Source organism: Shewanella violacea DSS12, assembly GCF_000091325.1.
In the GTDB taxonomy this organism is placed as follows: Bacteria; Pseudomonadota; Gammaproteobacteria; order Enterobacterales; family Shewanellaceae; genus Shewanella; species Shewanella violacea.
In genome coordinates this window covers 4,398,039-4,419,279 of the sequence record NC_014012.1, presented here as the reverse complement: position 1 = coordinate 4,419,279, position 21,241 = coordinate 4,398,039, and the positions used below count along the sequence as shown (strand labels likewise).

Genomic DNA, 21,241 nt, shown 5'->3' with positions numbered 1-21,241 from the left:
GGACGCTTCAATGGTGTGGCCTCATTTTAAAAGTGCGTAGGCTAACTTGTGTACTCACGGCAAGCTAGACCTGTTTGCAGGAATATTAATTAAATATCGTTAATTTGATGACTTGGCTCGGCTGGTTTAGTCGGGTTTATCTGAGAACAAAGCTCTTTTCCTCGAATCTCTAGCGTCAAAGATAAGAAGCCAAATGATGATCATTAAGAGCCAGGTATCCATTAGTTGAGCTAATCTTCCTACTTTGAAAATGGAGGAGCTTAATGTGGGATATTAATGTTGGAGACATCGTTTTATTCTGTTTTTGATGAAATAGCAGTGCCGGTTTAAGGGTCTATTGGGCATCTTATTTGGAGAACTGATATGTTCGAGACAAAATCTATATCTGCAATAAACCTGCAGCCAAATCCTTGAGTTAAAAGTTAGGCAATAAAAAGAGCGCTTAGGCGCTCTTGATTTGCATCATGTCTTATATTGATGGATATAATCTGAGGATTATTCGCTTTCAATCTCGCTGAGTCTTTTCTCCAGCGCATCGACTTGAGCCTGTAGGGCTTCTAGCTTTTCCCGAGTCTTAAGTAAAACATGTTGCTGTACTTCGAACTCTTCATGGGACACGACATCCAATTTCATCAATTGGTTTTGCATAATCTGCTTACTTTTATCTTCAAACTCACCGGCGAATTGTTTCAGGCCGCTCGGTAGGCTTTCGGCTAATTGCTTGGCAACTTCTTCAATTTTCTTTGGATTTATCATTATATATGGTCCGCCATTGGCAAATGCTATTAAGACTAGTGTTGTTAATATTAGCTGGATTGTACCTGAGCATCCCCGCTATTGGAAAATAAAAAGGCCTGAATGAAATATTCAGGCCTTAGTGTTATACAAGCTAGACTTTTAGTGTATCTAGCCTTGGTTCTTCGTCAAAAACGGGTAAAGGTTCGTGCTTCTCAGCTAAATAAGTATAGATCACCGGTAACACGAAGAGGGTGAACAGTGTGCCTATGCTTAACCCAGACACTATCACCAAACCTATGTTGAAGCGTGCCACTGCACCAGCACCCACCGCAAATAGCAGAGGAATAAGGCCGGCAATCATGGCCGCCGTAGTCATTAGAATCGGGCGTAAGCGTACGGTAGCCGCAAGCTTAATCGCATCCATCTTGCTCAGACCGTTATGGAGTTGTTCCTCCTTGGCAACTTCACACATTAAGATACCGTGTTTAGTGATCAAGCCCACTAAGGTGATCAGACCAACTTGGGTATAGATGTTCATCGACGATAGACCGAAGACATGCGTCCAGCCTAGGGCAATGAGTGCGCCGCTTATGGCCAGAGGTACAGACACCAAGATAACCAAAGGATCCCGGAGACTCTCGAATTGACTCGCTAGTACTAGGAATATGATCGCCAGTGCTAGGCCGAAGGTGGCAAACAGGGCTGAGCCTTCGGTGACATATTGGCGAGATTCACCTAGGAAGTCATAGTTGTAGCCTTTTGGCAGATCGGTATCACCAATATTTTGCAAGAAGGAGACAACATCTCCCATCGCCACTCCAGGTGTTGCTACACCGCTCACCGTTAGTGAATTCATCTGATTAAAGTGTGGTAAAGATCTCGGCTCAGATATCATCTCAATTTCCACTAAGCTTGATAGTGGGATCGAACGGCCATCGGCAGCCTTCACATAGTAATTATTGAGTGATTCCGGATTGGCGCGGTCCTTACGCTTAACCTGAGGGATGACTTCGTATGAGCGACCATCTAAGTTGACGCGGTTGACATAACCGTCACTCATCATGGTGGTCAGGGTCACGCCGATATCTTGCATTGTGATGCCGTAAGTGCCGGCTAAGTCCCGCTTGATATGCAGCTTCATGGTACCCGAGTCGAATTTCAGGTCGATCTTGGAGTAAACAAATAGTGGACTATTCTTCACCTTCTCAAGTACACCGCTGCCAATTTGGAACAGGCTCTCGAATGAGTTTGAGGTGGTGATAACGAACTGGATAGGTAAACCGCTGGATGCGCCAGGAAGCTCAGGCATCTGAAAGGTGGTGACCGCCATTCCAGGAACTTGTTTAACTTCGTCACCGAGTATCTTCTGCATCTCTTTTTGAGACTTATCTCGTTCACTCCAAGGGACGAGTGGAGCGAGACCGAAGGCCTGGTTTGAGTTTGGCACACCGACGAAGGCGAGAGATGCGGCGGTTTCCGGGTGGCTCTTAATGATGTCTGTCACTAGGGCCATGTTGGCCTGTATGTAATCCAGGTTAGCCGTCGAGGGGGCTGTCCCCATCATCATGACTACACTCTTATCTTCATTAGGTGCAAGTTCAGAGGGGATAAAGTGAAACATCACCGGCAGTGAGGCGAAAACGATAGCCGCGAAGCCGATAATCACGGGGCGCTTTTCCATCACGGCATCAAGCATACGCTGATAACGCTTAGTCATGCCTCCAAGGAAGCTCTCGACACCTCGCTCGAAACGATTGGGGTTGGTTTGAGGCTTGAGGATCTTGGAGCACATCATAGGTGACAATGTCAGTGCCACGATCCCCGAGATGAATACCGAGCCGGCTAAGGTCAGGGCAAACTCTTTAAACAAGGAGCCGGTTATGCCTCCCATCAGTGCGATAGGCGCATATACTGCTGCCAAGGTGATAGTCATGGATATCACCGGGAGTGCAATCTCTCGGGTACCAATGATGGCGGCCCTGAATGGGGTTTCACCTAGCTTGATATGCCTGTCGACATTCTCTACCACCACAATAGCATCATCAACCACTAAGCCGATGGCCAGCACCATGGCCAGTAGTGTCATCAGGTTCAGGGTGAAGCCGAACATTTGCATGATAATGGCCACACCAATTAACGACAGCGGTATGGTGACGATAGGAATGATGACAGCCCGTAGTGAGCCTAAGAATAGGGTGATCACCAAGATAACGATCAGCGAGGCTTCACCAATTGTCTTGATCACTTCGTTGATTGACTCATCGATGGCAAGAGAGGAGTCAAACAGAATGCGGACCTTCATCGAAACTGGCAGGTTACGCTCGATATCAGGCATCAGAGCGCGCGCATCGGCCGCGACGACTAAAGGGTTAGCTGTTGGAGTAACGTCAAGTGCGACGACGACTGCTTCTTGTCCATCGGCTAAAGCGCGGTAGATGTCGTGACTCTTCTCTAGGCTCACATCGGCAATATCACCGAGACGAATAACCAGACCTTTTTTGCTGCCTATGACCAGTTTTTTCAGCTCATCGACGGTGCCAACCTGAGTATCGGCTGTACCATTGAACAGGGTAAATACGCCATTGGTCTGGCCCACGGCTGATTGATAGTTGTTGGCCTGCAGAACCTGCATCACCTCAGATGAGGAGAGGTTAAATGCCCCCATGCGCGCGGGGTCTAACCATATTCTCAGGGCGTACTTGATACCACCATATAGGTTAACTTTAGCAATCCCATCTATGGTAAATAGTTCAGGTTTTACCACTCGGTCCAGATAATCAGTTATCTGGCTCGAGTTGAGCTGATTGCTATAGAAGGAGATATACAGGACAGAAGTTTGTGAACCTGTGGACATATTTACGGTGGAGTCTTCGGCCTCTTTTGGCAGCTGAGAACGCACCGAGTTAACCTTAGCCAGAATATCAGCCAGGGCACCATTGGGATCTGTGTTGAGCTTCATATAGACAGTGATCTTGGAGGTACCAAGGGTACTGTCTGAGGTCATAAAGTCGACGTTGTCGGCCTGAGCCAGAGCCTGCTCAAGTGGCTGAGTGATAAAGCCTTGGATCAGGTTTGCATCGGCTCCATAGTAGCTGGTGGAGACGGTGACCACAGTATTGGTCATCTCTGGGTATTCACGAACCTGCATGCTGTTAAGGGAGTAAAGTCCTAATAGCAGCAGGAGTAAACTTATCGAGGCGGCGAGTACCGGCCTGCGAATAAAAATATCAGTAAAGCGCATTGCCAGCTCCTATTAAAGTTGTGGCATCGTGGCCGGAGGAGTCAAAGCTTTATCCTCGATCACTTTGACTTTGCTGTTATTACTCAGTCTAATCTGTCCGGAAGTCACGATAAGATCGTTAGCCTTCAAGTCACCACTGACCAAGGCATTATTGCCGTTACGCTCTAGCACTTCGACGTTGATCTGTTTGACTCGTTGCAAGGTTTCTCCATCTTCATTCACCTCATGGATGACATAGATAGAATTACCATAGAGGGTGAAGTTGATGCTGCTCTGGGGCAAGACAAATTGGTTGGTCATTTCTGGTAGCAAAATAGCGACACGGGCAAACATGCCACTGCGCAGCTTAGCGTCTATGTTAGGTATCTTGGCCTGAATTTGGATCAAACCGCTTTGATAGAAAACAGCGGGCTCGATAGCCGATATCTTGCCTTCGAATGGATGCTCAGGATAGGCGTCGACATAGACATTAATCGTTTGTCCCTTAGAGATGCGAGGCAATTGGGTCTGAGGTATGGTGAAGCGGATCTTCATGGTGCTGATATCTTCGAGACGGACGATATCTGTGCCTGTCTGTAGGTATTCACCTAAGTTCACGCTGCGGATCCCTATGAGACCGCCAAATGGTGCATTAATATCTCTGCGATCTATGGTGGCCTTCAGGCTTTCAATATCTGCCTTCAGGGCCAAATATTTAGCTTGGCTGTTGTCCAGATCTTGCTTAGATATCGATCTTTGCTTATACAGGAGTACTAGACGTTTATAATCGGCTTCTGCGGCAGGAAGCTGAACCATCTTACTCTTAAGGTTGGCTTTTTCTACCGAAGAGTCGAGAACGATTAAGCTCTGGTCAGCCTTAACCTCACTGCCATTTTCAAAGTTAATTTCAGTTACTACGCCAGAGAGCTCATTGGCTATGGTTAGACCTTGGTTAGGCTCGACGAAGCCAATGGCATCGATCGTGGGTTGCCAGCTAACAGGAGTTAGAGTCAGGGCTGTTACGGGGGATTCTGGTTCTGGCATATTGGCGATGGCATCGGCAATCTTGCCCTTAACCATCAAGTTAAAGCCTATCACTGAACCGAATGCCAGCAGTGCGATTATGAGCATAATCAGGGTCCACTTTTTCATTTTCCTGATAGATCCTTGTTAGTTAAAATAGTTGAATGAGTTGAATGAGTTGAACTGGTAATAGATTTCCAGCATAAATCACAGGCAAACTCTAGTTCTGCCTTATTGAATTTTAATTGACCACGACGAATGCTGCGTCCAAGGGCAACGGCTGGCTCCAGAGAAATAGCAAAGAGTACCTTGTTTTGTTGGAGGTGAAACAGACCCTCAGATTTACCTTGTTCGAAAAATATATTTAGATCATCAAAAGTCGTTTTTTCGAACGTCTGATGGGGGTCTAAATCTATGCCTGGCAGATGAATATACTGCTCGTAGCTGAGATTTGTCTGTGTGCGCTTGCGACCAAAGTCGACAATATTAAACCAGATGCGTTTGAACCTTTGCTCTAGCGTGCCGACACGGCAGTCTTTTAAGATGTGCTGCGCGACTACACGCAGTACGTTCTTTCTTAATTCGCTGATCAGTTCATCTTTATCTTTAAAATATCTGTAGATGGTCCCAGCTGCGACGCCTGCTTCATCGGCTATTTTCTGCATAGACAGGCCTTGTAGCCCTTTGGTAGCGATGATCTTCTCGGTCGCATTGAATATCAGTTCGCGTTTGTTATCCATTATAGGTCAAGGCTCCGTATGAATGAACGTTCATTCACTATTCTAATTCAGTGGATTGCTAAGCGCAATTCTCAATGTACAAATATAAATAATAGTCAGTTTAACTAGCTTGAACAGTAAGTCTGTTAGTTCGTAGACCGCTGATATGGAAGTAAGTTTTATCAGAAGTAAGTTTCTAATTATTTTTACTGCTTGAGAATTTCAAATTGTCAGATTGCAATGTCTGAGTTTCTGGTATGATCGCCAGCTTCAAAGCCCTCTTTAATCTTGGTAAAAGTAACCCCATGAAGTTAAACCCCGGACAAGATGAAGCCGTACACTATGTATCCGGCCCCTGCCTAGTACTTGCGGGGGCAGGTAGTGGTAAGACTCGAGTAATTATCAACAAGATTGCTCATCTAGTGCAGAACTGTGGCTATAAGGCTAGAAATATCGCGGCGGTGACATTTACCAATAAGGCTGCACGTGAGATGAAGGAGCGTGTCGCTAAATCTATGGGGCGTAAAGAGGCTCGCGGTTTATGGATCTCGACATTTCATACTCTGGGTTTAGAGATTATAAAGAAGGAACATAAGGTTGTTGGGCTCAAAAAGGGTTTTTCCTTGTTCGATGATCAAGATTCCTTGGCCTTGCTTAAAGATCTCACCGAAGATGAGCTAGATGGAGACAAGGATCTACTCAGGTCCTTGATGACGACTATTTCCAATTGGAAAGGTAATCTGGTGATCCCAACTCAGGCAGTGAAAATAGCTAAAGATGAGCAATCACAGCTGTTTGCCGCTCTCTACGCAAGATATGCCCAGCATATGAAGGCTTACAATGCCCTGGATTTCGATGATCTGATTCTAATTCCTACACTCATACTCAGGCACAATGCCGACGTGAGAGCGCGCTGGCAGACACGTATTCAATATATGCTGGTGGATGAGTATCAAGATACCAACACTAGTCAATATGAGATGGTAAAGCTTCTGGTGGGAGATAGAGCACGTTTCACTGTGGTGGGCGACGACGATCAATCAATCTATTCATGGCGTGGAGCTAGGCCACAAAATTTGGTGTTATTGGGTGAAGATTTCCCTGCATTGCGTTTGATTAAGCTAGAGCAAAACTATCGTTCTAGCCAAAGGATCTTAAAAGCGGCCAATATACTCATCGCTAACAACCCACATGTATACGAGAAGACACTGTTCAGTGAATTGCCCTATGGTGAGCCGCTGCGGGTACTGATAGCCGCCAACGAGGAACAGGAGGCGGAGCGAGTGATTGCCGAGATGATACGCCATAAGTTTATGGGGAAAACCCAATTCGGTGATTATGCCATCTTGTATCGAGGTAACCATCAGTCTCGCTTGTTGGAGCGATCACTGATGACGAACCGCATTCCTTATAAGCTCAGTGGTGGTACTTCATTCTTCGGCAGGGCCGAAATCAAAGATATCATGGCCTATCTCAGATTAGTGGTGAACCCGGATGATGATAATGCCTTCCTGCGCGTGGTGAATTTGCCTAAACGTGGGATTGGCCCATCTACTCTGGAACGTTTAGGCACATTTGCCAATGAACGGCAGATCTCTATGTTTGAAGCCAGTTTCGATCCAGAGTTGAATCATCATCTGCCGCCGGCGGCCATGGCGTCTATCTATAAGTTCGGTAAGTTCATTGTTGATACCGGTGAGACAGTGACTCGAGGGGAGCCCATTGAGGCCATTAAGCACCTTATCCGTAATATTAACTATGAGGATTATCTCTACGAGACCAGTACCAGTGCCAAGGCGGCTGAGATGAGAATGAAAAATATCTCAGAGCTGTATCGTTGGGTCACTGAGATGCTTGAGGGAGACGATCTCGACGAAGGCATGACCTTACCTGAGGTGGTTACCCGCTTAACCCTGCGTGACATGATGGAGCGTAACAGTGAGGACGAAGGTGGCGATCAGGTTCAGTTGATGACGCTACACGCATCTAAAGGCCTGGAATTCCCCTACGTGTTTATGGTGGGTACTGAAGAGAGAATATTACCCCATCAAAGTAGCATAGATGAGGATAACGTCGATGAGGAGCGCCGGCTGGCCTATGTTGGCATCACCCGAGCGCAGCAACAGCTCTGGTTTGTACTGTGTCGTGAACGTCGCCAGTTCGGTGAAACAATGCGCTGTGAACCAAGCCGTTTTCTATTGGAGCTGCCCCAGGATGATCTAATCTGGGAAAATCGTAAACAAGTGCAGAGTGAGAACCAGAGAAAGGAAACCAGTAAGTCTAATATCGCCAACTTGAGAGATATGTTTAAAAAGTAGCCTCTAGTTAAACGAAAACACTATGAATTATGGCTGGAAATAAGAGCGAGTTATTGCGCTTAACTCACATAGAGTTAAGCGCAAACTAAATCCTTGGTGATAGAAGTCAGGTTGATGACTTTACCAAGGGCTTGTCCCTGACCCAGATCGAAACCTATCTGCAGCAATGTTTCTTTTTGCTGCATTGCACTAATTCCATCCACGAAAACCACCAGTTCCAAGGCTTGAGCTGTCAAGTAGTGGGCCTTTAATAGCTTAAGGTGTTGCTCACTGTTGAGGTGGCTGGTGTAAGTAGGATCCAGCTTTAGCCCTTGCAGTGGTAAGAAGGTTAAACTGCTTAAGGCACTATGGGCGCTGCCATAACCTGTCAGCCCGAGTTTAACCTTTAGCTTTTGCAGAAGTTCAAATGCATTGATGTGGTTATCTGTATCTAAGATAAAGCCTTTCTCATCGAAAAATAGCCACAGTTGCTCTGGGGGAAACATACTCTTCTTAAGTTTATTTTTTAGCTGTCTGACGGCATGTTTATGCTTAAGATGCATGGCAGAAATGTTGAGATGCAGGGGCAGGTGGTCTAAGGATTGTTCGCGCAGCAGCTGATGATCTGTGTTGAGTTTGTCCAGCAGATAGATATCCAGATCTGTGGTTAAGTTGCAATGCTCGGCAATGTTATTCAGTTGGGCTTGTTTCACTTTACCCAGTTGGGGGTGATTCCAGTACAGGCGCGGCTCTAAGGCTACCGTAGATAGTTTCTTTAAGTTCTGAATCGGCAGATAACTCAGGTGTAGCTCTTGGTTCGATATGGCTTGCCTTAATTCAATCTCAAGCTCGACATTTTTGACTAGCTGTTGATGAGACTTCTCATCGAAAATAACATAACAACCTTTGCCCTTGGACTTGGCTTGATACATGGCTGCATCGGCGTCACGTAATAGAGACTCAGCCGTATCTGACTTATGGTTGCAGCTAAATGCGACGCCTATGCTGGCACTTGAGGTGAAACTTTGATTGGCTAGTTCATAGGGGCGCGATAACTCAGTGAGGATGCGCTCCGCAACCTCTTTTGCATCGCTAGTGCTATTGATACTGTCGAGTAAGATCACAAACTCATCTCCCCCTATCCGGCCTAAGGTGTCATTATCTCGAATACACAAGCGTAGGCGCCTTGAGGTTTCAACCAGAAAACGATCTCCTTGCTGATGACCTAAGGTGTCGTTAATGAGTTTGAACCTGTCTAGATCGATAAACAGTAGACCGAAGCGATCTAGTCCATGCCGGCGAATATGCTTTACGGCTTGCGTCAGGCGCTCCATAAACATGGCCCTATTTGGCAGGCCTGTAAGACTGTCGTGATTAGCATCATGGACAAGCTGCTCTTCCACCTTACGCCTTTGGGTTACTTCCTTCTCCAAATCTTGATTCAACATAGCTAGAGCCCTAGTTCGGACAACGACTTTCTCTTCTAGTTGCTCGTAGCTGGATTTAAGCGATTCTGCGGAGAGTTTCTTTTCTATGGCAGTGGCTATGTGTTGAGAAACAAAAGTAAGCAGCTCGAGATCTTTATCTTGGTAACTCTGGGACATGCATAGGCTATAGATGGTTAAGGCACCACGCACCTGTCCATGGATAAACAAAGGGATACCAATCCATTGATATACGTCTTGGGTATAGTTGAGCTCAGGAGTCTTTGAATGGACAATTCCCGCGTCGATTAAGGCATCTAGGTCGGTACGTTGAAGTAACAGTGGTCTACGATGTTTGATGACATATTCAGTTAAACCGTCACATATGGCTCTGGGCTGTGGTGCTTTGGAATCGTTCTGAGTCACATAGAAAGGAAAGCTTATATGAGTCCGCCTGTCATCGAGAAGAGCTATGTAGCAGTTACTTGCCGGCAGTAAATGGCTGATCACTCGATGAAGCTCAAAATAGAAAGAGTCGCTATCTATGTTAGAGGTGGCAAGATCTGCTATTTCGAACAGAGATTTTTGTAGACGCTCGGCACGACGTCTTTCAAATACTTCAGTCTTGAGCTTATCGTAGGCAATGCTAAGCTCTTTGGTTCTCTGCTCTATTGCCTTTTCTAACTGTTCTCTATGCTCTAAACGTTCAATTACGCCGGAGATTTGATAACTGACAAAATGAAGTAGCTCTACCTCCATCTCAGAAAACTTGATATCGGCAGAGTAACTTTGTACCACTAATACCCCAGAAACCTGATTATTCACGTTAATAGGCACACCTAACCACAGGTGGCATGGTGCTCCTCTGCTGGCAATTTTTTTAGTGGCGATAAGTTGCTCAAAACAGGCTTGATCACAAAGGAGCGTTTCACCGGACTTGAGCACGTATCCCGTAAGACCGCTAAAGAGGAACTCTGAAATTTCATCTTGAGAATAGATCTTGTTGGGATGAGGGTCTTTTTCATCGAGGAAAAAAGGAATACTCAATTTGTTAGAACTTGGGTCTAACAAGGCGACAAAAAAATTATCCGCTGGAAGGAGTAAATTTAGTGAGCGATGAACTTCTGAAAAGAAAGCTTCAGATGAATTTACATGAGCTGCTAGATTTGAGATCTCTAACAGTAGATTCTGAATTACTTCGGCTCGCTTGTATTTGAGAGCCAGGCTCTTTAATCGAGCCATCCTTTTTTGCAAACGTTCAGCTTCACTGTGTGAATATTGAACTAATTCTTCCCTAAACATGATTTCCGCCAATCGCTATTTATTATATGAGAGCTAGGATTTGGACTAAATTTGCACAAGGAATATAAATAGCACAAAAAAACAACAGTGCCAAGTCATTATTTTGACGTTAGACAGTTTAAAAAATGGCCTAAAATGATTTATTTTACCGAAATCAGTCAAAAGATGAGCAAACAAACAAAATAAATGCTTTTTACTGTAGACGGCGAGGCAAATAATTCATATTATTTGCGCCGCCTAACAAGGCAGGCACCCATAGCTCAGCTGGATAGAGCGCACCCCTCCGGAGGGTGAGGCCGAGGGTTCGAATCCTTCTGGGTGCACCAGATTGAAGAGAACGCCAAGTTAGTAGTACAAAATAAAGTTGTTAGAGATTGAAAGTCAGTGGTGATTGTAGCTCAGTTGGTAGAGTCCCGGATTGTGATTCCGGTTGTCGTGGGTTCGAACCCCATCAGTCACCCCATTCAATTCCTTATTACTTTAGTAAGGCAGTTTCAAGATACAAAGACTCGGTGATTAGCGCAGTTTGGTAGTGTATCCAGATTTGTGATTAAAAGCGGAACAGAGGGGGACCCTCTTTAAATATCCTTTTATAAAGATACAAAGACTCGGTGATTAGCGCAGCCCGGTAGCGCATCTGGTTTGGGACCAGAGGGTCAGAGGTTCGAATCCTCTATCACCGACCACATTTAAAAGTATTGAATTTCAGTTCAGTATTTGAAGTTAAAGTTCAACTGTGAATAGCGCAGCCCGATAGCGCATCACGATTTGAAACAAGAGTGGACCAGAAGGTCAGAGGTTCGAATCCTGCTTTTTATAAAAGATAAGGCCGACCACACTAAGTTTCAATAAATAAAGATTTACGGTGATTAGCGCAGCCCGGTAGCGCATCTGGTTTGGGACCAGAGGGTCAGAGGTTCGAATCCTCTATCACCGACCACTTTACGGAAAAGCCTTCTGAGAAATCAGAAGGCTTTTTTCGTTTTAAGCCAAAAAGAGCAGAGGTTCGAATCTCGATTTTATAAAAGATAGTAAGGGGGGACCAGAGGTTCGAATCCTAACTTTTTATAAATGCAGGCCGACCACTTTGCTAGCAAGCCTTCTGAGAAATCAGCAGGCTTTTTTCGTTTAGGCCAAAAAGAGCACAGGATTCGAATTCCGCTTTTTATAAAAGATAGGGCCGGCCACTTTGCTAGCAAGCCCTCTGAGAAATCAGCAGGCTTTTTTCGTTTAAGCCAAAAAGATCAGAGGTTCGAATCCTAACTATTTATAAATGCAGGCCGACCACTTTCAAAAGCCTAATACTATAAGGGGGGAGTTCCTTCTTTAAATTCTTTTACTATATTTTCTCTGAATTCTGGGGTGTTTTCATATCCGTGAACACTCCCCCCATGCTCGATGACTGCTTTAAGCAATTCTTCTTTCGTATCAGCAGCAAGTGCTACTGAACATTTGACATCACCAGGGTAATTCCTACAGTCGATATAGTATCTAGACATAATAATTCTCCTTAAATGGCTACAACGCTAACTATAAATAAATCATCTTTTGGCAAGGAACACATCTACCTTAAATTGCTAATGATGGATAATAAAATTCACCTTTCGTAAAAAGAGAGTCTCATTGTTCCTGTGTCATGAGGTTGAATTTAATATTAGTACAAGCTAGACGCTTTTTTTTGAAAGCGACTTATTGATCAAATTCCTGTCTATGAGCTTGCATTACAAGGCACTCTGGAGAAAAACTGGGTTTCCACCGCTATTCAACTATAAAAATCACAGCGTAATCACTACAGAGCTATCAAAATCATTACAGATTTTCCATTATGCCAGAGAAATGCGGCACCAAATAAGACTGGCAAACTTAAGCTTGGGAATGACCCCAAAAAAAATCAAGTGCATGAAAAAGGCCAGCAGCATTTGCTATTGATCTGATAAAGTCGTCAACTTATTTCTGGACGGGACATTAAGGATAGCTAGAGGATTCAAATCTTATCTTTTTATGACTGCATGGCCGACCACTTTGCTAGCAAGTCCTCTGAGGAATCAGCAGGCTTTCGTCGTTTAAGCCAAAAAGAGCAGAGGTTCGAATCCTGATTTTTATAAAAGAAAAGGCCTCAGAAGTTAGCTGAGGCCTTTTTATTTTATGGTACTAGATTTCTTTAACTTCCACTGGAGGATGGATATAGCCCATATAGGCACTGGTTTTTAATGGTACGAAGCGTTCTAACTGCTTCTTCTCTTCTATGCCTGTGACTATGACCTGAATATCTAAGCCTCTGGCGACATTGATCAGGGCTCGACACAGCTCGCTACTATGTTCACTCTCGTCATAATAAGCGAAGGACTGGTCGAGCTTCACATAACTAGGTCTGAGGGTTTGTAAGTAGGACATGGAGCCAAATTGACGACCGAAGTGATCGATACCGAAGTGGGCACCATTATCGCGAATAATAGTACATAGGGCTTCACAAGAGTCAGGGTCGCTATATACGCCAGCTTCCGGAATATCGAAACAGATCCGCTCAGAAAGGCTGGATGCGCGTAAAAATCCATTTAACCATTCATGGAATTTAGGATCACTTAAACTGTGAAAGGTTAAGTTAATGGCAATAGGTTCATCATTTCTTTCCAGTAGCTTTTGGGTGCTTAGGGTTTCGATAAGGCATTTATCGAGTAGGGCACCCAATGAAAGCAGTTCCACGTAGGGCATAAATTGGCCCGCATGTACGGTTTTATCCCCAATTTCTAATTGGCAGTATAGTTCTCTCTGGGTAATAGAATCACCGTCATTGAGGTGGACAGGTTGCCACTTAAATTTGAACTGTCGATTGTTAATTGCATTGCTTAAGTGTTCACGCCATTGTTCACGAGTAAATAGCTGTTTCTCGTTGGTTTCGAACCAATGGAAAATCTTATCTTCCTTTATCGCTTTCTGCAGGGCGTTATCAGTTTGGGCTAAGATATCTGAAACTGACATCTGTCCAATTCGTTCGGCAATACCGATGGAAAAGTTTTCATTTGGCTTACAGCCTGCTTTAGACATCTCTTGGTTTATGGTGCGAATTAAGGTTTGCAGGTATTTACTGGTTTGTTCGCGCTCTGCGCTGGAAATTAAAAATGCAAACTCATAAGCCGAGATTCTAGCGATAACTGAGGTAGTTATGACGTCTAAATGTTCTTTCATCTTCTCAGAAAGCAGCTTTATGGTTTCGTCTCTGACCTCATAGCCGTACTTACTATGGACCTCTTCTAGCCAGTCAAATTTTGCCATCACTAAGGCGCCACTTTTAGGCTCATTAAGCCAGCTACTTAAGCGTCCCATCATGTATTGACGGTTAGGTAAGCCTGAGACTTGATCGATGAGGTTTTTCTTTCTCAGTTCGCCAACTTCTTCATCCAGTGAGTTAAAGATCTGCTTGAGTTGATCCGACATGCTATTAAAGGCGAGTACCACAGATTTTAATTCCATGGTATTGGGAATCTTCATGTCTGGGCCAAATTTACGCTGGGCGATATCTTTGGCATGCTCGGCTATCTCGTGTAATGGTCGGAGGATCCAGGTGAGCCCTACACGAGCGCAGACTATGGCGATAAGGAAAAGCACGGAAAATACTATGACTGCGTTGGTCATGGTGCGCCATAGCTCGTGATAACCAAAACCTGGGTGGGCGGTTATTTCTAATTGGGCAAGTTGGATCCAGCCTGAAGTAATGGTGCTTTGTTTTTTAATTGTTTCAAAAAAGTCCAGGTCGATAAACCATTGTGGAACCCCTTGAATATTGATGGGGTTTTCCCATACTTGCTGTTTCCCATCGACTAGCCAAGTGAGTTTAACTTGCTGGTAATAACCACCTTCAAAGATCACATTGATCAAGGTTTCGGCGCCGACAATATCACCAGCTTCAAGATCTGGAATTAACATGATCCCTAAAGAGTTGCTGGTATTGTTGAGATCTGACTCCATCTGCTTGGTCAGAAAGCTCTGTGTCTCCGTAAACTGTACATAGCCTAGACTCGCCACTACTAACAAAAATAGGCCAAACAGCAGTGAGTATATCTGTCGAAACAGTGTCATCTTTCTAGCTACTCCAATCTTAATTTGGGTTTTCTGAGTCTTTCGACACCCAATCTATATTTGAGATCGTTCCATTTCGCCAGTTTCTTAGATGAACCAGCAAGAACGCCTCGTCCTTTTTCTTTGTTTAGCCATAGCTGTCGACCATTAAAACTGTATACCGGCAGCAAGTCTTTTCTTTGAGTCGCAAGTTTTATTCTTCTATCTAAATTATCGAGTACCAATGGGATAGAAGAGGGGTTCTCATAGTAAGCAAGCACCATGTGGTATTGATTTACTGTGGTCGCTTTTACCATGGTAATTCTCAGCTTATCTTCAGGGATACCTAACTGAAGCAAGGTGAAATATTTTGCAATAGAGAAGTCCTCACAATCGCCACCATTGACACCAATAAACTCCATAGGGGTAGACCAATAATTACTATCCCCCCAGAGCTTGATGTCATCGACAAAACGGAAAAGATTGAAAAATCGATTCACCTTAGTGAGCTTATCTCTTTCGCTGAGCCCTTGAGCGCTATCGAGTACCCTAAACCAGGCCCTAGCCCTTTTCCCTGCACGTTCACCATATCTCGCCTCGAGAGTTGAGATTATGTGTCCTTTATTCAGTTTCTGCGTTGGCGAGGCATATAGGCACGAGGCCACAAGAGCCAGTGCCACTATGATGAACCGGCAGACTTTCATGTACGATAGTTTATGATTAAGCCTGCCTTTCATAATGCTAAGTTAATGCCTCTATTCCACTTCTTCTTCATCAACCGTATAGATATGCCATTTCATATCTGGCGTCGTATCTTCTCCGGTTACTTCGGCAATAACGCGCCTATTTCGAGTGTGGGCCATATCGGTATCACTCTCATCTACGGGGCGATCATAGCTATAACCTATCGCGGTTAGCCTATCGGATGCAATACTATAATGTTCGGCTAATAGCGAGGTGACTGCATTGGCTCTATTTTGCGACAAGGCTAAATTGTGCTCATAGGATCCAGTCTTACTACAATGGCCTTCTATGGTGACATTCGTATTGGGGAAGTCATTCATGAAAACCGCAATCACTTCAACTTGATCGTAATACATAGGGTCTATGTAGTAGGAGTCGTTGGGGAATAATATTTTGAGTTCAGAACGATCGTGGATCGGCTTAACCTTGCCGCAACCATAATTATCAATACTGGCTCCCAGAAGGGTATCGTTACAGCGTTCGCGGGCGACAATGACACCATCTTTGTCCATATCGTTAAGATCGTGAACCTGGGTCGTATTGCCATCCATAGTCACTATGCTGGAGCATGCACTTAGTAGAGTGATGGCTAAAAGCGTGATGAAGGTTTTCATTAGTTTACTCCTCCTTCGTAGTTACGTTCACCTTGCCATACATCCGGGCGAGTGACTCGCAGTGATTCGAGTAGCCGACCTGTAGCATTTAAAATTCGATACTCAGATAGAATTTCGTCGTATTCAGCTTCAAGATAGTCCTTGCGAGCTTCGAAGAGTTCATTCTCGGTATCGAGCAAATCCAATAAGGTGCGTTGGCCTAAATTGAATTGCTGGCTATAGGCTACTTGAGTATCTTTAGCGGCGATCACATGGTCTCGAATATACATTTTCTGCGGAACTAATAGCTCATAGGCATTCCAGGCCAAACTAACCCCCTCGACGACTTGACGATAAGCACGCTCGCGGATCTCTTTGGCTTCACCTATCTTGTAACTTGCCTCTCTCTCTCTGGCGCGATCTTTACCACCCGAGAACAGGTTGTACTTGATTCGGACCATGGCAACCAAGTCATTGCTGTAGCCACCGACGTTATCTGTAAACTGATTGAAGCCATCTTCACCATCTAGGTTATTATTCCAGTTACCATCTAGCTCTAATGATAATTTAGGATAGTAATTAGACAGGGCCGAATCACGCTCATTCTTGGCCGCATTGATGTCGCTACTTGCCGATTTCAATATCGGGTGGTTCTCTTGGGCTAATTTAACGCTGGTATCGAGATCCTCCGGTATCATGTCATCATCGGGAACCGGTACAATTAGCTCTTTCGGCTGCTTGTCTACGACTCGAACAAATTGTGCCTTGGCATCATAGAAATTATTTTTAGCCGAGATTAAATTTGCATTAGCCCTCGCCAGACGACCGGTGATCTGAGAAAGATCGGCAATTGAGCCTAAACCTGAGTCGGTTCTTTCTTTTATCTGTTCATAAATATCTTTATGACTGAGTAAATTTTTCTCTGCCAGAGTGAGGACCTGCTCACTTTTTATATAGTTTACATAGACCTTAGCGACATCCAGTGCCATGTCTTCAGCTGCGGCAAAAAGTGCCCATTGATCTGCGCTAGCTTCGAAGCTGTATCTGTCGACTTCGCTGGAAGTATAGAAGCCATCAAATAACATCTGCTTGATGCTAAAGCCTGCCTCACCACGTTCAAGTTCGATATCACCATCAGAATTTATATCTGGATTGCCTTGGGTTATTTTCCTTCTCGTGGACGGGCTATTGGTTTGCTCCCAGCCATAGCCGCCGCTGACATCTATCGTGGGCATATAACCGGCTATTGCCTGATCAACTTGCTCTTCACGCGCTTTGAAACGGTTGAAGGCGATTCGAATTTCAGGATTTGTATCTAGTGTATGCGCTACAGCTTGTTCCAGTGTCTGGCTATATGCCGAGGCTGGTAATATCAGCGCGCAAACGGCTAACGCAAGTGCGCTGCGTTTTAACTGCCGAATAGTGCTGGTTTTCATGTTAACCCCTCCAGGTCGATTTTTTGGGCCTAGCGTTCTCTGAGCGCCGTATCTTTTGCCCTTAAAATTGGATTAAGTATGTACTCTAGAACGGATCTTTGCCCAGTAATTACATCAACCGAAGTTAACATGCCTGGTATAATTGGCATTTCAGTGCCATTGTCCTTGGTCAAACTTGATAATTCAGTCCTAACCCTTACAAGATAGAAACTGTTTCCCTCTTCATCCTGTGTTGTATCGGCACTAATATGCTCTACAACGCCATTTAATCCCCCATAACGGGTGAAGTCATAAGCAGTTACCTTGACTACGGCGGGTAAGCCAGGATGTAAAAATGCGATATCTTTTGGCAGTATTTTGGTTTCGATAAGTAGTTGGTCTTCCGATGGAACAATTTCTATTATATCGATTCCTGGTTGAACCACTCCGCCTAGTGTGTTGATGTGTATGGTTTTTATGGTTCCATTCACCGGCGATGTTATCTCTGCTTTATCCACTTTATCTTGTGCGCCGACCTGTGCTTCGTTCATTCGAGAAAGTTTGGTCTGTAGTTCGTTGAGCTGAGTTCTGGCGTCAGCAGCGAAATTTAATACGGCTTCGCGTCTTTTTAATATCGCTTCATCCTGAGAAGCCTTGAGCTTAGGTCTTAATAATCTAAGAGAAGCGAGCTCACCTCGAATGTCGTTGACGACACGCTCGACTTTTATCAATTCGACCTCTGGCACGATACCTTTATCAGCTAAGGGCTTAGTGAGTTCCAGCTCTCGGGAAACCAACTGATAACTTCTCGACAGTGTGTCTATTTTTGACGCTAATTCTTTAGACTCTTGTTGTTTCTGCTGGATCTGACGGGCTAGAATTTCCAGTTGATTAATCAGGCTATCCAATCGGCCAAAATATTCATCAGATTGACGTTGAACTAAGGCGGGCTCATCCTTGATTAGCTCTCCGGGAAATTGCAGTGGCCTTGGGGTTATCTTGACTTGCTCTCTCCAGTTAACAGACATGCTGGTGATAGTGATGCTGGATAATTCAGAAGATAAACGGACCACGTTAGCTTGTAGGCTGTATACCTCCTGAGCTTGTTGTTCATAGTCAGAACGAAAACGTGTGTCATCGATGCGCATTAATGCCTGGCCTTTAGTGACCATCATGCCTTCTTTGACATACATCTCCTGCATGATGCCGCCATCCAGACTCTGAATCACCTGGATCTGAGAGGAGGGAATCACTTTGCCCATGCCTGTGGTGACCTGATCCAGTTCGGAAAAATAGGCCCACACCAGAAAGCAAACTATCATTGCAGCCAGCGACCATATGATCAATCTATGGCTAGTGGGGGCGTCGGTCATCATGGCGCCGTATACGTCATCGATCATCTCTAAATCTTGGGTCGTCAGATGCTTACTCATTTTGCGGCTCCAGAGAGTAAGCCTTTACTCAGTTTATCTAATACCTCGTCTTTGGGACCATCTGCGATGACATGACCTCGGTCCAGTACTATGATGCGATCCACAAGTTTAAGCAGATGCATCTTATGAGTAATTATCAGTAAGGTTCTATCTCTGCTGACATTTTGCATCGCCCGTATAAACTGCTTCTCAGCTCTGGCATCTAGGCTGGCTGTTGGCTCATCCATTAACAGCACTGGAGGATCATTCAAGGTGGCTCTCGCCAAGGCGACAGTTTGTCTCTGGCCACGGGAGAGGGATTGACCGCCTTCACCGACCTGTTGATCTAGACCTTCAGTCTCAAGATCGGTAAACAGGTTGATCCCGGACAGCTGCACCGCTCTGATCAGTTGATGTTCGCTGACCTGTCTAGTACCAAACAAGATATTATCTCTTATGGAACCATGGAACAGGGTGATATCCTGGGGTAGGTAGCCAAAGTTCCTCCGAAGGTCAGTGGGATGTATTTGAGCCGAATCTAACCCATCATATCTAAGGCTTCCTTTTGTCGGCTGATACAGGCCTACAAGCATCTTAGCCAGGGTGCTCTTACCTGAACCGTTACGGCCAATGATGGCTATGCGTTCACCGGGTTTGATGCTGAGTGACATTGTGTGCAATACCGGCTTTTCAGATCCTGGATAGGAGAAGCTGATGTGGTCTGCATCGATTTGACCTTCCAGGCGCTGACGACTGACAAGATGCCCTTTGTTTTCAAACTCATCTTCCTGAGCCATGATCTCATCTAACTGACGCAAAGCGCTGGCGGTATGATTGCCTCGGGTCATCAAACCTGCCAACTGAGCCATGGGAGAGATTGCACGGCTAGATAAGATAACCGCAGCTATGATGCCACCCATAGATATTGCATTATCGGCGACCCGATAAACACCTAAGATAACCACGCATACCACTGAGAGTTGTACGGTAAAGTTGGCCAGGTTAGTCACTGAAGTCGACAGTTTCTTAGACTTTAATTGCCAGTTTGCAGTATGGCCGATCATCTGCTGCCAGCTTTTCTGAACTAAGCCTTCGGCGCCACTGGATTTAATCGACTCCAGGGACGCGAGGGATTCAATCAGATGGCCATGTTTGAGACTGGAAAATTTATTGCTCTCTTCTATCGCGGCTTTGAGTTTTGGTTGCACTATCAAGGTGTAACCGATAATTATGATGCCACCTAGGAATGGGATAATCGCGAGATCACCAGCCACAATATAGATTATTAACATGAAGAAGATGGCGAAGGGAAGATCCACCAGAGTGGTAATCGTCGCAGAGGTTAAGATCTCTCGAATGCTATCAAACTCGCCCAGTTGTTTCGCCATGCCGCCTACACTTGGGGCGCGCTTCTCTAATGGAATACCAATGGCTTTAGCAAATAACCGTGAAGAGACTATGATATCAACTTTCTTACCCGCAACATCGATAAGATAAGCCCTTAATTGCCGCATGATAAGGTCAAAAATATAGGCAATACCTGCACCTATAGCTAAGACCCACAGAGATTCAAATGCCAGGTTAGGTACCACTTTATCGTAGACATTCATGATGAAAAGTGGGGAGACCAGGGCGAATATATTGACCAATACCGAGGCGATTAATGCATCTCGATAGATGGGAGCCGAATCTTTAAGGGTTTGTAATAGCCAGTGACTGCTAGTGTCATGTCTATGAACATCGAACCCCATATCTCCACGGTATTGCTGTTTAACCAGAAACAAGTAACCAACATAGATAGCTTCCAGCTCTTCTATGGATAGGACTTGCTCGCCACCGGTTTCCGGTAGCTGAATAACTGCTCTGTCTTTATCGAAATCGACCTCTCTGAGTAAGCAAGCTTTTTTGTCTTTGAGCAGCAAGATACAAGGTAGGAAGATAGGCGATACTTGGTTCAGCCCCTTACGGGTTAATTTTGCTGTTAAGCCCGCACGTCCAGCGGCTTGAGGAACTAGATCCGGTGTAAGCACGCTAGAGGATAGGGGCAGTCCTGCCGCCAGCGATTCGCTGGAGCATGGGCTACCGAAATATTCGGTAAGCAGGACTAAGCTGTCTAGCAAGGGATCGACAGAGACTCTTTGTGAAGCGGAGACTGTCCATTGCTCATTTTTCTGAGAAGCTGTTACTGGCACCTAAAACTTATCCTTAAGGATTATGCTAAGAACTTATTAAGTTTATATTATAAAGTTATTAATTATAATAGCCTATATTGCTATAGGCCATTGTTAGATTTAATTT

At 44.9% G+C, this 21,241-nt stretch carries 13 protein-coding genes and 4 tRNA genes; 5 read left to right on the top strand and 12 right to left on the bottom strand.

The genetic code is table 11. The features are described from left to right. Window positions 1-495 precede the first annotated feature (495 nt). From ubiK to SVI_RS18200, 4 genes are all read right to left on the bottom strand, one after another. Window positions 496-756 carry a ubiquinone biosynthesis accessory factor UbiK gene (gene ubiK / locus SVI_RS18215; protein WP_013053122.1) on the bottom strand — a complete coding sequence of 87 codons (261 nt, stop codon included), beginning with the start codon at window positions 754-756 and terminating at the stop codon, window positions 496-498. Between the two features lie 133 nt (window positions 757-889). Next, window positions 890-3,979 (bottom strand): multidrug efflux RND transporter permease subunit, encoded by a 3,090-nt coding sequence (locus SVI_RS18210; RefSeq protein ID WP_013053121.1) that lies wholly within the window; start codon window positions 3,977-3,979, stop codon window positions 890-892. A gap of 12 nt (window positions 3,980-3,991) precedes the next feature. Next, window positions 3,992-5,110 carry an efflux RND transporter periplasmic adaptor subunit gene (locus SVI_RS18205; RefSeq protein WP_013053120.1) on the bottom strand — a complete coding sequence of 373 codons (1,119 nt, stop codon included), beginning with the start codon at window positions 5,108-5,110 and terminating at the stop codon, window positions 3,992-3,994. Beyond that, a complete protein-coding gene (locus SVI_RS18200) occupies window positions 5,107-5,721 on the bottom strand; it encodes a TetR/AcrR family transcriptional regulator (RefSeq protein WP_013053119.1) in 615 nt (204 codons plus the stop codon). Before SVI_RS18200 ends, SVI_RS18205 begins: the two co-directional genes overlap by 4 nt. Window positions 5,722-6,005: 284 nt before the next feature. Between SVI_RS18200 and rep the strand changes: the two genes are divergently transcribed. Further along, window positions 6,006-8,018, top strand: a complete 2,013-nt coding sequence (gene rep, locus SVI_RS18195) for a DNA helicase Rep (protein WP_013053118.1) — start codon at window positions 6,006-6,008, stop codon at window positions 8,016-8,018. Window positions 8,019-8,092: 74 nt separating this feature from the next. Here rep and SVI_RS18190 read toward each other — a convergent pair whose 3' ends face one another. Beyond that, window positions 8,093-10,723, bottom strand: coding sequence for a diguanylate cyclase domain-containing protein (locus tag SVI_RS18190; RefSeq protein WP_013053117.1), 2,631 nt, complete (start codon window positions 10,721-10,723; stop codon window positions 8,093-8,095). 249 nt (window positions 10,724-10,972) lie between these two features. Here SVI_RS18190 and SVI_RS18185 point away from each other — a divergent pair. From SVI_RS18185 to SVI_RS18170, 4 genes are all read left to right on the top strand, one after another. Next, window positions 10,973-11,049, top strand: a tRNA-Arg gene (locus tag SVI_RS18185). A gap of 61 nt (window positions 11,050-11,110) precedes the next feature. After that, window positions 11,111-11,186 (top strand) — tRNA-His (locus tag SVI_RS18180). Between the two features lie 146 nt (window positions 11,187-11,332). Further along, window positions 11,333-11,409 (top strand) — tRNA-Pro (locus SVI_RS18175). A gap of 177 nt (window positions 11,410-11,586) precedes the next feature. Next, window positions 11,587-11,663: transfer RNA gene (locus SVI_RS18170), tRNA-Pro, on the top strand. 364 nt (window positions 11,664-12,027) lie between these two features. On the opposite strand, the gene SVI_RS18160 is transcribed toward SVI_RS18170, so the two are convergent. The 7 genes from SVI_RS18160 to SVI_RS18130 all read right to left on the bottom strand — a co-directional run bounded on the left by SVI_RS18160 (window position 12,028) and on the right by SVI_RS18130 (window position 21,135). Next, window positions 12,028-12,222 carry a DUF1059 domain-containing protein gene (locus SVI_RS18160; RefSeq protein WP_013053116.1) on the bottom strand — a complete coding sequence of 65 codons (195 nt, stop codon included), beginning with the start codon at window positions 12,220-12,222 and terminating at the stop codon, window positions 12,028-12,030. 652 nt (window positions 12,223-12,874) lie between these two features. Further along, window positions 12,875-14,800 (bottom strand): bifunctional diguanylate cyclase/phosphodiesterase, encoded by a 1,926-nt coding sequence (locus SVI_RS18155; RefSeq protein ID WP_013053115.1) that lies wholly within the window; start codon window positions 14,798-14,800, stop codon window positions 12,875-12,877. A gap of 8 nt (window positions 14,801-14,808) precedes the next feature. Then, window positions 14,809-15,516: a transglutaminase-like cysteine peptidase gene (locus SVI_RS18150; protein WP_041420082.1), complete on the bottom strand. Its 708-nt coding sequence runs from the start codon at window positions 15,514-15,516 to the stop codon at window positions 14,809-14,811. Between the two features lie 18 nt (window positions 15,517-15,534). Further along, on the bottom strand, window positions 15,535-16,137 hold the full coding sequence (locus tag SVI_RS18145) for an OmpA family protein (RefSeq protein WP_013053113.1): 603 nt from the start codon (window positions 16,135-16,137) through the stop codon (window positions 15,535-15,537). After that, window positions 16,137-17,552, bottom strand: coding sequence for a TolC family outer membrane protein (locus tag SVI_RS18140; RefSeq protein WP_013053112.1), 1,416 nt, complete (start codon window positions 17,550-17,552; stop codon window positions 16,137-16,139). The genes SVI_RS18145 and SVI_RS18140 overlap by 1 nt, the downstream gene beginning before the upstream one ends. Before the next feature lie 29 nt (window positions 17,553-17,581). After that, the gene (locus SVI_RS18135; protein ID WP_013053111.1) at window positions 17,582-18,964 is read right to left on the bottom strand and encodes an HlyD family type I secretion periplasmic adaptor subunit; all 1,383 of its coding nucleotides are present in this window, start codon (window positions 18,962-18,964) and stop codon (window positions 17,582-17,584) included. Then, on the bottom strand, window positions 18,961-21,135 hold the full coding sequence (locus tag SVI_RS18130) for a type I secretion system permease/ATPase (protein ID WP_013053110.1): 2,175 nt from the start codon (window positions 21,133-21,135) through the stop codon (window positions 18,961-18,963). The genes SVI_RS18135 and SVI_RS18130 overlap by 4 nt, the downstream gene beginning before the upstream one ends. Between the last annotated feature and the right edge of the window lie 106 nt (window positions 21,136-21,241).